The sequence below is a fragment of the Streptomyces sp. NBC_01431 genome (genome assembly GCF_036231355.1).
GTDB lineage: Bacteria > Actinomycetota > Actinomycetes > Streptomycetales > Streptomycetaceae > Streptomyces.
The window spans coordinates 7,300,927-7,312,259 of record NZ_CP109496.1 but is presented as its reverse complement, the minus strand read 5'-3'; the positions used below and the strand labels follow the sequence as shown (position 1 = coordinate 7,312,259).

General features: G+C 71.0%; 12 protein-coding genes. 5 read left to right on the top strand and 7 right to left on the bottom strand.

The features are described 5' to 3' along the window. Nucleotides 1-118 precede the first annotated feature (118 nt). From OG522_RS33430 to OG522_RS33415, 4 genes are all read right to left on the bottom strand, one after another. Entirely contained in the window at nt 119-1,594 is a 1,476-nt protein-coding gene (locus tag OG522_RS33430) for a condensation domain-containing protein (protein WP_329466788.1), read from the bottom strand. A 407-nt stretch (nt 1,595-2,001) separates the two neighbouring features. Then, nucleotides 2,002-2,289, bottom strand: a complete 288-nt coding sequence (locus OG522_RS33425) for a hypothetical protein (RefSeq protein WP_329466787.1) — start codon at nt 2,287-2,289, stop codon at nt 2,002-2,004. Nucleotides 2,290-2,414: 125 nt separating this feature from the next. Further along, a complete protein-coding gene (locus tag OG522_RS33420; RefSeq protein WP_329466786.1) occupies nt 2,415-2,846 on the bottom strand; it encodes a hypothetical protein in 432 nt (143 codons plus the stop codon). Next, on the bottom strand, nt 2,843-3,472 hold the full coding sequence (locus tag OG522_RS33415; protein WP_329466785.1) for a hypothetical protein: 630 nt from the start codon (nt 3,470-3,472) through the stop codon (nt 2,843-2,845). The genes OG522_RS33420 and OG522_RS33415 overlap by 4 nt, the downstream gene beginning before the upstream one ends. Nucleotides 3,473-3,750: 278 nt before the next feature. Between OG522_RS33415 and OG522_RS33410 the strand changes: the two genes are divergently transcribed. Then, nucleotides 3,751-3,996, top strand: a complete 246-nt coding sequence (locus OG522_RS33410) for a chaplin (protein ID WP_329466784.1) — start codon at nt 3,751-3,753, stop codon at nt 3,994-3,996. Nucleotides 3,997-4,114: 118 nt separating this feature from the next. Then, entirely contained in the window at nt 4,115-6,001 is a 1,887-nt protein-coding gene (locus OG522_RS33405; RefSeq protein WP_329466783.1) for an ABC transporter ATP-binding protein, read from the top strand. Between the two features lie 103 nt (nt 6,002-6,104). Here the strand turns inward: OG522_RS33405 and OG522_RS33400 are convergent, their stop codons facing one another. Further along, nucleotides 6,105-6,758, bottom strand: coding sequence for a TetR/AcrR family transcriptional regulator (locus tag OG522_RS33400; protein ID WP_329466782.1), 654 nt, complete (start codon nt 6,756-6,758; stop codon nt 6,105-6,107). Between the two features lie 89 nt (nt 6,759-6,847). Between OG522_RS33400 and OG522_RS33395 the strand changes: the two genes are divergently transcribed. Continuing rightward, nucleotides 6,848-7,285, top strand: a complete 438-nt coding sequence (locus OG522_RS33395) for a DUF4345 domain-containing protein (RefSeq protein ID WP_329466781.1) — start codon at nt 6,848-6,850, stop codon at nt 7,283-7,285. 204 nt (nt 7,286-7,489) lie between these two features. Here the strand turns inward: OG522_RS33395 and OG522_RS33390 are convergent, their stop codons facing one another. Then, nucleotides 7,490-8,161, bottom strand: a complete 672-nt coding sequence (locus OG522_RS33390) for a peptidylprolyl isomerase (protein WP_329466780.1) — start codon at nt 8,159-8,161, stop codon at nt 7,490-7,492. A 237-nt stretch (nt 8,162-8,398) separates the two neighbouring features. Between OG522_RS33390 and OG522_RS33385 the strand changes: the two genes are divergently transcribed. After that, nucleotides 8,399-8,785: a hypothetical protein gene (locus OG522_RS33385; RefSeq protein WP_329466779.1), complete on the top strand. Its 387-nt coding sequence runs from the start codon at nt 8,399-8,401 to the stop codon at nt 8,783-8,785. A 140-nt stretch (nt 8,786-8,925) separates the two neighbouring features. Here OG522_RS33385 and OG522_RS33380 read toward each other — a convergent pair whose 3' ends face one another. Beyond that, nucleotides 8,926-9,291 (bottom strand): hypothetical protein, encoded by a 366-nt coding sequence (locus OG522_RS33380; RefSeq protein ID WP_329466778.1) that lies wholly within the window; start codon nt 9,289-9,291, stop codon nt 8,926-8,928. A 314-nt stretch (nt 9,292-9,605) separates the two neighbouring features. On the opposite strand from OG522_RS33380, the gene OG522_RS33375 reads away from it, so the two are divergent. Further along, nucleotides 9,606-11,333: a TIGR03767 family metallophosphoesterase gene (locus OG522_RS33375; protein WP_329466777.1), complete on the top strand. Its 1,728-nt coding sequence runs from the start codon at nt 9,606-9,608 to the stop codon at nt 11,331-11,333.

Sequence of the window (11,333 nt, the reverse complement as noted above, 5' to 3'; positions counted from 1 at the left end):
TCCGGTGACCGGCGGTTCCCAAGGGTTTACCAGTCGCGACACGGGGAGCGCGAGAGGCACACCCCGATTCCGTCCGGCGTCGTGGCCGAACCATGGCGCGCCGCACCACCGTTGAGGCTCACAGGGCCAGCTTGGACGTCTCGCTGCTCAGCCTGGGGGCCGGCAGCGGACGGTTGCCGTGCTGCCGCGCGTTGGCCAGGGAGGGCGGAGCGCTTCGGGCGACGGAGGTGATGATGTCCCGCAACTGTTCCGCGTACCGCCGCATGTTCTTGTACGCGATCTCCGTGTCCGGGTAGCGCATGGCCAGTTGCAGCCCACCGTGGAGGCGGGTGAACCAGGCGCACACCTGGTCGCCGTAGGAGACCCTGAGCAGGGCGTACGCCTTCAGCTCGTCCCACTGTCCGGCACCCGGGATGCCCCGCGCGTCGACGAACGACACGATCGAGTAGAGGTCGGGGGACGTCGGACGGAAGTCCGAGCCGAGCAGACGGAGCACCCGGGCGATCGGCAGGTGCGCGAGCGCCTTGTTGGTCCGCAGCGCGCCGCGCACCATGTTCAGCGCGTCGTCGAAGCCGCGCGCCTGCGCGACGGGGATCTCGATGGGCGCGCCGCCCACGTACCACCCCACGGACTCCGTCCAGCGGGACTTCGCCCTGGTGTGCAGCGGGACGACCGTGCGGTAGACGGGTTCGCCGCCGATCTCGTGCACGATGAGGCTGGTGGCCGCCAGGATGCCCACCTGGCTGCCGCCGAAGGGCCGGCAGTACGCCGCGAAGCCGGCGGCGTCCGCGTCGTCCACGAGCATCTCGTGCAGGAGCTTCTGCTCGGGCAGCCCGCCGCCGGGTTCGAGGCCGAGGTCGACGGGAAAGGCGGGCAGCCTGCCGTCGCACCGCGTGATGAACTCCCGCCAGCGGGCCACGATCGCATGGGTGTCGTCGACCTGGTCAGCGTTGGCCCGCTCCAGCTCGCAGAAGTCGACGTAGCTGCCGACCGGGGCGGCGTCGTCCGCCCGGCCTTCGGTGCCCGCCACGTACAGCGCGTGGATCTCGGCAGGGATGCGCTGGATCGAGTACGCGTCGACGTTGCTGTGGTCGAAGGCCATGTAGACGCTGGTGGAGTCGTCCCTGACCACCGCCGTGTACAGAAAGTTCGGCCAGGCCAGCGCGTCGGCCGCCACGTCGAACCGGTCCTGGAGATGCCGGCTCAGCTCCTGGGCACGCGGGAAGTCGCCCACGTCCTGGCGGCGCAGGGCCACGGCTTCGGACGCGGCGGTGAAGCGGCGCATCTCATCGCGGACCCAGCGGAACCCGCTGCGCAGCGTTTCGTGCCGAAGCGTCCAGGTCCGCAGCGCCGCTTCCAGGACGTCGAGGTCGACGGCGCCCGGGATGTCGAACGCCGCACCCAGCCAGGTCGGGACGAACAGGCCGTCCTCGCGCACCGTCCGGGCCGTGCGGATGTGTGACTCCTGCACATAGGCAGGTGGCCGGCTGTCGTCGGGCTGGCTGGTCGCGGCCTCGACCATCAGGGGGTCCAGCGTCCACTCGACCAGCCGCCCGGGACGGACCTCGCAGCCGTGAATGTCGGTAATTCGCACGAGATTCTTCCATTCACAGACGGTCGGGGGACACGGATGAGCAGCAGAGCCGAAGGGACCGGACCGAGCCGCCAAGCAGGGCGCAGGGATCGCCCTTCGGAGCCGTCCCGAGGTGCCCGACCCAGCGGCCCGCGTACGGCGCAACCCTTGACAGAGCCTCAACTCTTGGGCGGCTGCCACCGGTTTCACAGGACGGCGGGGGAAGGGAGGCAGCCGGATGCCGCGGCTCACGAAGTACGGTCATACGGTGCACAACGCGCCCCGAGCGCCCCCGGGCACGCACAACCACCCCATCGAGTCTCACCCCCGCGCCTCAGGCGCGAGCGCTCCCGATGGGGTGGCGCCACCTGTGTTTTCGGCTCCGGTGGCCGCGCTATGTGGCGGCCGGACCGCGCCCCGTGCCGGCCTCAGGCACGGCCGACCCGGCCCGCCACCGCGTGACCGATCAGGAGGTAGACGACGGCGGGCAGGCCGTAGTTGAACACCGTGCGCCAGTTGTCGGACTTGATCGTGAACATGTCGCGCGACCAGCCCGAGAGCCAGTCCGCCGCGTGGCGGACCCACGAGACGACGTCGTTGGCGGTGTTCGCGTTGACGAGGAAGAAGGCGATCCAGAGGATCAGGATCAGTGCCGTGATGTCCGCGATGACGAGTATGCCGGTCGCCGCTGGATTGCCGCCATAGCGCCTGGACATGTCCAACTCCTTGCCCCTGTAGGTGGGTTGATGCTTCTGATCCCTGCGAGCCTTGCGATCTTGCGGGCTTTCGGTGCGCCCGGTTCGCCTCCGGGGGCTCATTCAGCCGAACCCCCGGGGACGCCTCACAACTTCAGCAGCCGGTCCGCGAGTTGGCGGTACGAGCGCAGCGCGATCCGCAGATCCTCCGTGGCCGCTGCGCCAGAGGTGTCCTGCCACGACGCACGCAGCGCGCCGCGCCGCCGCGCGATCGCCTCGGCGAGGGTGTCTGCGAGCTCATCGAGCACCAAGGCGGCCTCTTCGACCGCCGCCCGCGGCTCGTCCACGAAACCGATGGCCGCGTGCTGGAGCCTGAGCCGCAGTTTGTCGCCGTCTTCGGCGAGGAGCGGGTTCTCGGGCACCGGCTCGCAACCGTCACCTCCGGAGGCGGGACGGGCCGCGCCGACGCTCTCGCCGGCCGACCCCGCCGTACCCGGCCCGACAACACCCGGCCCGGCCGGTGACCGCTCCGTGCCGTCGATGCGCTGCTCAGCTGCGGTCCGCTCCGGCTCGGTCATGACGCGCTCCCCTTGACGATGCCCCGCCGCAGGCCCGCTCGGGAGGCGTGACGGCCGGTGCGACCCTTGACCCGTCCGGCGTCGTGCTGCCTGCGTTCCCCGATCAGGGCCGCGAAGAAGTCATGGGCCCGTACCAGGGTCTCGCGCAGTTCCTCCGTGTCGGGCGCGCGCTCGTGGGATCCCTGGGCTACGCCGCGTATCCGGCGGTAGCTGTCCATATGGTGGGGGTGGTGCACCGAGAGCGCGGCCAGATGTTCCTCGGAGTCCCGGTCCGGGAAACCGCGTTCACGGGCGAGCCGGCCGAGCAGCGCTTCCGCGTCGGCGACGGCGCGGGGCGGCGAATCGACGAACTCCTCCTGGATCCGAGCCCATTCGGCGGTATAACGGCCCTGCTCCTCGGCCGTCGGGGGCCGCGTCCTGATGCCGCCGTGGCGGCGGACCCGCTCGTCCAGTTCCTTCTCGGCGGCCTTGGTGTCGCCGTTGTGCTGGGCCACCGTCCATTCGTACTCCGGTCCGAAACGGCGGCGCAGGCCGCCGTCACGGTGCGTGAGGAACGTGCCCAGAACCACCGCAGCGACAACGATCACTGCGGCCCCAACCAGGATGATGATGACGCCGCTGGACATGACCTGCCTTCCGGCCGGAATCACCCCGCACTGCGGGCTGTCCCCGTGCGAGTAGGCGCGAGCGGCCCGAATAAACGGGGGATCGGGCAGCTCACCCCCCGGCGCTCCCCCGGTGCGGCAATCGGGGCGCACGCACGCGGGTCCTGGGGCCCCATGGCACGGGGCGGGCGCCCGCCCTTCGGACGGCCCCTGTCACTCCATCGGGTCACGCGAATGTCCCTGCGGCCCGTCCCCGGAGACGCTGCTAGTGAAGAACCCTCACATACAGGAGGAAACACATGCGTATCCGTACCGCAGTCGTTGCCGCCGCCCTGGCCGCCACCGCCGTAGTCGGCGGGGCCGGCGCCGCGTCCGCTGCCGACCCCAAACCGCCGGTCACCGGCGTGGCCGAGGACTCCCCCGGCGTCCTCTCCGGCGACGTCGTCCAAATCCCCCTCGACCTCGACCTCAACGTGTGCGGCGACACCGTCGACGTCATCGGGCTGCTCAACCCGGCGTCCGGCAACTCCTGCAAGAACAGCTGACCGCCTCACCAGCCGCCCCGCCCCGGACCAGTCGCTGGCCCCGGGCGGGGCTCGGGGTGAGTGCCCCGTTCCGGGAAATTGTTGACCTCAAGCTCGGTAGAGGTCGTACGTTCCTCGCATGAGCATGGAAGCCACCGCGTGGACGCAGCTCCACAACGTCATGAACGCGCAGCAGGACAGACGTCCCTTCAACCTAGCCACTCTGCGGCGCATCGCCGTTTTCGCCCGCCCTCACCGCCGCCGCATCGCGCTGTTCCTCGTGCTGAGCGTCGCAACGGCTCTGCTGGCGGTGGCCACGCCACTCCTCGCCGGGCGCGTCGTCAACGCGATCATCGGCGGGAACGACAGCGGCACCGTGACCCGGCTCGCCCTGCTCATCGCCGCGATCGCGGTGGCGGAGGCGGGGCTCGGCATCGCGAGTCGATGGCTGTCGTCGACGCTCGGTGAAGGACTGATCCTCGATCTGCGGACCGCCGTCTTCGACCATGTGCAGCGGATGCCCGTCGCGTTCTTCACCCGGACCCGCACCGGCGCGCTCGTCAGCCGCCTCAACAACGACGTCATCGGCGCCCAGCGGGCCTTCAGCAACACCCTCTCCGGCGTGGTCAGCAACCTCGTCACGCTGCTGCTCACGCTCGGAGTGATGCTCAGCCTCTCCTGGCAGATCACCCTGCTCGCGCTCGTCCTGCTGCCGGTGTTCGTACTGCCCGCGCGCCGCATGGGCACCCGGATGGCCCGCCTCCAGCGGGAGGCCGCCGAGCACAACGCCGCGATGGGCACCCGGATGACCGAGCGGTTCTCGGCGCCCGGCGCCACCCTGATCAAGCTGTTCGGGCGGCCCGCCGACGAGTCCGCCGAATTCGCCGCCCGCGCCGGGCGGGTGCGTGACATCGGCGTCCGTACGGCGATGGCGCAGTCCGCGTTCATCACCGCCCTCACCCTCGTCTCGGCTCTCGCGCTCGCCCTGGTCTACGGCCTCGGCGGCTACTACGCCCTGCAGGGCACCCTGAAAGCGGGCGCGGTCGTCTCGCTCGCCCTGCTCCTGACGCGGCTGTACGCACCGCTCACCTCGCTGGCCGGGGCGCGCGTGGAGGTCATGAGCGCGCTGGTCAGCTTCGAGCGGGTCTTCGAGGTGCTCGACCTGAAGCCGCTCATCGCCGAGAAGCCGCAGGCACGCGCGGTTCCCGAGGGCCCCGTGTCCGTGGAGTTCGACGGCGTGCGGTTCGGCTACCCCTCCGCCGACAAGGTCTCCCTCGCGTCCCTGGAGGAGGTGTCGAGCCTGGACACCCGGGGCGGGACCGAGGTGCTGCACGGTGTCTCCTTCCGCGCCGAGCCCGGCCGGATGGTGGCCCTGGTCGGATCGTCCGGCGCCGGCAAGTCGACAGTCGCCCAGTTGCTGCCCCGCCTGTACGACGCCGACGAGGGTACGGTCCGCCTCGGCGGCATCGACGTACGCGACCTGACCGCCGACTCGATCCGCGACACGATCGGCATGGTCACCCAGGACGGTCACCTCTTCCACGAGTCGGTCCGCGCCAACCTGCTGCTGGCCCGGCCGGACGCCGGGGAGGAGGAGGTCTGGGAGGCGCTGCGGCGGGCCCGTCTGGACGGCTTGGTCGCCTCGCTGCCCGACGGGCTCGACACCGTGGTCGGGGAGCGCGGCTACCGCCTCTCCGGCGGAGAGCGCCAGCGCCTGACGATCGCCCGGCTGCTGCTGGCCCGTCAGCGCGTCGTGATCCTCGACGAGGCCACCGCGCACCTCGACAACACCTCCGAGGCCGCCGTCCAGGAGGCGCTCGGCGAGGCGCTGGAAGGACGCACGGCGGTGGTGATCGCGCACCGGCTCTCCACGGTGCGCTCCGCCGACCTCATCCTGGTGGTGGAGGACGGCCGGATCGTGGAGCGGGGCACCCATGAGGAACTGCTCGAACTGGGCGGCCGTTACCAGGAGTTGTACCGCGCCCAGTTCGAGCGCCCCGCCGGGGCACCCGCAGAACTGAGCTGACCGTACGAGCCCCGGCGGCGCGGCGTCCCCCGGGCCGCCCGGGGCTCGGGCCGACAGGCGCCGATCAGCGCCGGTGGCACACGGCTCGGCCGACAGGTGCCGATCAGCGCCGGTGGCCCGACCGTACGGCATCGTCGGAGCGCGACGGTCGGCCACCGGGGCCGCCCAGGAGCCGGTCCGCGTCGGTTACCGCGCCCAGCGCCCCGCGCAGGGCGCCGACGGACATGTCGTGCAACTCGGCCCGGGAGAACGTCTCGTTCGCCAGCCAGTCCACGCACAGCACCCGGACGAACACCAGCCAGCTCGTCAGCACGGCGGAGACCGTCTCAGCGGGCCTGCCGTCGAGCCCGGTCGCTTCGAGGACACGCCGTCTCAGCTCGGCCAGCTCGTCGGTGATGATGGCCTGGATCACCGGGTCGCCCGCGAGCACCCGGTTCGCGGCGAGCACCGTGTTCCGGTTCGCCGCGAAGTAGTCGAAGTGGATGTCGAGGCCGGCGGACAGCTGCTCCAGCAGGGAGCCCGCCGGGTCGATCTGCGTGTCGGCGAGCAGCCGGTCCGCGGCCTGCCGGTAGATCGCGGCGAACAGGGCGCTCTTGTTCGGGAAGTAGCGGTAGAGCAACGCCCGGGAGATACCGGCCTCTTCGGCGACGTCCTCCATCAGCACGTCAGGGTACGGCTTCGCCGCGAACAGACGGGCTCCGACGTCGAGCAGCTGGCTGCGGCGCTCGTCGGGACTGAGCCTGCGGCGCGTGGACACGGAGCCCAGGCTACTTGACGCGTGTCCACCAATGAACCTACCTTCGCCTTAGTAGACAGATGCCTACTAAGGCGAAGGGGGACCAGCACATGGCCAGGCTCCTCAAGTGGCTTTCCTGGGCGATGGGCATCGCCGACGTGGCGATCGGCGCCTTACACCTGACCACCGGGCTCGCCGCGGTGCCCGGCGCGGGTTCGCCGGGGCCGACCGTCGACAGCCTCGTGCGCTTCTTCAGCGCGATCTTCCTCGGATACGGACTGGCCTGGATCTGGGTGGCACGGCAGTCGCCGATCCCGTCGAGGGCGGTGCGCCTGCTCGCCGGGATCTTCTTCCTGGGCGGCGCCAGCAGGCTCCTGTCGTGGGCCGCGCTCGGCCGTCCGAACTGGTTCCAGCTGGTCCTGATGGGCATCGAACTCGCCCTGCCCCCGCTCTACTTCTGGCTGTCGACCGCCGACGAGCGGGAAACGGCGGCCCGCTCGCGGCAGACCGGGGTGGCCACTCCCGGCCCGGCCCGCTCCACGCCGTGAGCACGGACGTGCGGCGCCACGGGGGTGTGCCGCACGGCCGCGAGGGGGCGGACGGAACGGATCGGGCCCGCTTTCACCGCCACGCGTCGGCGCGAAGCCGCGGAGCCGGGGCTTCGTCGGCGACGCGACGGGCGGGCACCGCCACACTGGGATGGCTCAGCGCCCGCCTGGCGGCGGGGTGAGCCATCCCCCGGCGAATCCGGGCTACTTGCTCTTGATCTGAACGCGTTTGATGTTCACCGGAAGCGTCGGGTAGCCGTCCCCCGGTCCGTTCTGGTCGTCCTCGCCGCCCGCCGCGATCTTCTGCAGCACGTCGAGTCCCGCGGTGACCGTGCCGAAGGGCGTGTAGGCGGGCGACAGCTTGGTGTCCTTCCACACGAAGAAGAACTGGCTGCCATTGGTGTTGGGCCCGGCGTTGGCCATCGCCACCGTCCCGGCGGGATAGGTGGCGCCCGTCAGGTTCTCGTCCGGGAAGGAGTAGCCGGGCCCGCCGCTGCCCGTGCCCGTCGGGTCACCGCACTGCAGGACGTACAGCCGCGCGGTCGTGAGCCGGTGGCAGTGCGTGCCGTTGAAGTACCGCTTCTCGGCCAGGAACCGGAAGGAGTTGGTGGTGCACGGCGCCTTGTCGGTGAGCGCCTTGAAGGTGATGGCGCCCTGTCCGGTGCGCAGGGTCGCGCTGTACGGGCGGGCGGCCTTCACGGGGTCGAAGTCCGGTATCCCCTTGAAGTTGTCGGCGGGGACGGCCGGGGTGTAGGCGCACGCGGGCGCCGGGGCGCCGGCAGTGGGCCGCGCCGGGGCCCCGGCGCCGGCCTGCGTGGCCGTGGCGAGCGGGAGCAGCAGGGCTGCGGCGACTAAGGCGCCTTGTCTGGGGAGCACTGGACGGAATCCTTCCGGACGGAGCGTGACATGGCCGCATCATCTCTTCCCCGTCACCTGCGAGCCATGCACCACCGCGGCCGCCCCTCTTCCCAGCCGTCACGCCGGCCCCGGAGGGCGGATCCGCCCGTCAACTCCCCTACGAATCAGGGACGTTCTTCGATCCGCATGGAACGGATCGACCCGATCCCTCGTCTTGCAGGGCGTACATCCCAAAGGGAGTGAAAGGGGAACATCGTGTACGTACCTGGCATGCGTCATGTCGTCGCCGCGGGGGCGGTGGCGGTCCTCGCCGGAACGGGAATCCTGCTCGGCAGCGGGGCGGCGTCGGCGGCGACGCCGACCGTCGCCGTCTCGGCCCAGCAGGCGCACGGCGCCGTCCCGGCGGCCGAGCCCCGGGGCAAGGTCGTCGCCAACGGCGGCCTGTGGGTCCACCAGGAAGCGAACACCACCTCCAAGCGGCTCAACCTGCTGGCCAACGGCACGGTGACCGCGCTGGAGTGCAAGAAGACCGGCCCGAACGTGGACGGCAACAAGCTCTGGTACAAGCTCGGAGCGGGCAAGCCGGGCTGGGTCGCCGCACGCTACGTGCAGAACCTCGCCCCGGTGCCGTACTGCAAGTGAGCCGAGCCTGATTCCGGGGGCCGCCCGACCAGCGGTCTCCGGCACCACCACGGCGGCCCCGCGTCCCACTCGGCGGGGCCGCCTCGGCATGCGCTCCGGAGCGGCCGGCGCCGCCTTTGGACTGCCGTACGGAACATGGATCAGGTGCGGCGTTCGCTGTAGCCGCACAGCCAGGCGAGCGCTTCGTGGGCACCAAGGGTGAAGTCCCGGGCGCCGGGCGGGAGGGTCGGGTCGTCCAACTGGACGGCGGCCGCGTCCACTTCGGCGGTCAGCAGCCGCAGGTCCGGGAGGCCGCGAGCCTGCGTACCCGTGACCGGGGAGCGCGCGGTGCGGCCCAACGCCCAGCGGTAGGCCGCGGCCGCGCCCATGGCGAACTGGCCCGTCACTTCCCGCCGGGACGCCAGGTACCTGACCGCGACGTCGACGTCGCCACGGGAGCGCATCCCGATCAGCCCCGCCCGGCTGCCCCGCGCCGTCCCCTTCTCGGACGTGTTCACATCACTCACCCCTGTCCACATCCTCCGCCGCTCCGGAGGCTCTGTTGCCGGGTACCCACTTGACGCCGACCTTTGCATCTCTTTGCCCCCTTCCCCCTTGTGATCACGCTCGTACGCGGCAACTCGTACCCGAATGCGGGTCCCGCGGGACCGACTGCCCGCAGATCCTCGGCGCCTGGGCCACTCAACGCACCTCTCCTGTTTCCCTCAAGTTTGCTCCCGGTGGGTGTATCTGCGGCTACTCGCCAGTAGTGTGTGCGCCGCGCGACTACGCCCCGAAGCTGGTCGCGCCCTCAACTGTCAGCGTTACCAGGGGGATACACATGCGTGGGATGAGCCGCCGCCAGTTCGTTTCGAGGATGTCCGCGGCGGCCGCCGGAGCCGCTTTGTGGCCGGCCCTGGCGCCGGACCGCGCGCTGGCGGACACCGCCTCGCGGGCCGTACGGATCGGCGGGACCACCCTCGAACAGGCCGCGCTGCCGGTCGGCTCCGGAGCGTACAAGCGCCTCGTCGCGGGGCCGGGATGGCCGCTGGTGGTGCGCGGCGAACTCGCCGCGGGCGGCGCGGGCCGCGACGACCGCCGCACCGGGCTCGCCTCCTTCGTGCAGTTCACCGACCTGCATCTGGCGGACACCGAGTCCCCGGTGCGGTTCGAGTACCTGGCCCAGTACAACGACAGCGCGCACCGCCCGCAGGAAGCCCTGACCGTGCGCGGCGCCTCGGCTCTCGTCGAGCGGGTCAACGCGGTGCGCCAAGGCCCGTACACAGGGCTGCCGTTCGGGATGGTGATGGCCACCGGCGACAACACCGACAACCACGAACTCATCGAGCTGGACTGGTACCTGACCGTCATGAGCGGTGGCCGGGTCACTCCGAGCAGTGGCGATCCCTCGCGCTACGAAGGCGTCCAGAACTCCGGCAGCGTGAACTACTGGAACCCGGAATCGTCCCTCCAGGACGCCTACAAGGCCAAGGGCCTGCCGCAGATCCCCGGCTTCCTGTCCGGTGCGGGCCGCCCGTTCGACGCGCCGGGCCTCAACATGCCGTGGTACACGACCGTCGGCAACCACGACGACAGCATCGAGGGCAGCCTGCCCGACCTCGGCCTGCTGAACGACCTGTACACCGGCGACCGGAAGATCGAGGGCTGCGACGACGCCACCGCGGCGAAGCTCGCGTACGCGCTCCAGCACGACCCGGCCCAAGCGGCGCTGCTGCTCGGCCAGTTGCTGGGCAACGGCGGCGCGATCCGCAAGGTCACCCCCGACGAGCGCCGCCGCCCCTTCACCCCCGTCGAGTTCGCCAAGGCGCACCTCGACCCCGCCCACACCGGCGCCGGACCGGTCGGCCACGGCTTCACCCCGGACGCGGCGAGCAGCGGCCACCTCTACTACACCTTCCCGCTCGCGGCCGGGGTCCTCGGCATCAGCCTCGACACCACCAACAGGGCCGGATTCGCGGACGGTTCGCTGGGCACCGCGCAGCTCAACTGGCTGGAGTCGGTCCTCAAGTCGCACAGCGGCCACTGGTACGACACCGACGGCCACGTGGTGCGCGGAGGGGCGAACGACTCGCTCATCGTCCTGTTCAGCCACCACACCAGCGCCACCATGGGCAACCTGCTCCCCGACCCGTACCACCCCTTCGAGGCACGGCACGACGGCAACGCCCTGGTCTCACTGCTCCAGCGCTATCCGAACGTGGTGGCCTGGGTCAACGGCCACACCCACGAGAACCGGATCACCCCGCACGGCCACGCCGTGCCCGAGCGCGCCTTCTGGGAGATCAACACCGCGTCCCACGTCGACTATCCGCAGCACGCCCGGATCATCGAGATAGCCGACAACGGCGATGGCACCCTGTCGCTGTTCACCACCCTCATCGAGTCCGCCGCTCCCTACACGACGGACTTCGCCGACACCTCCGACCGGGGCCTGGCGGCGCTGTACCGCGAGCTGTCGTACAACGACCCGTACGCCACCCCGGCAGTCAAGCTCGGTTCCTCGGCCGACCACAACACCGAGCTGCTGCTGGCCCGTCCGGGCAAGTAG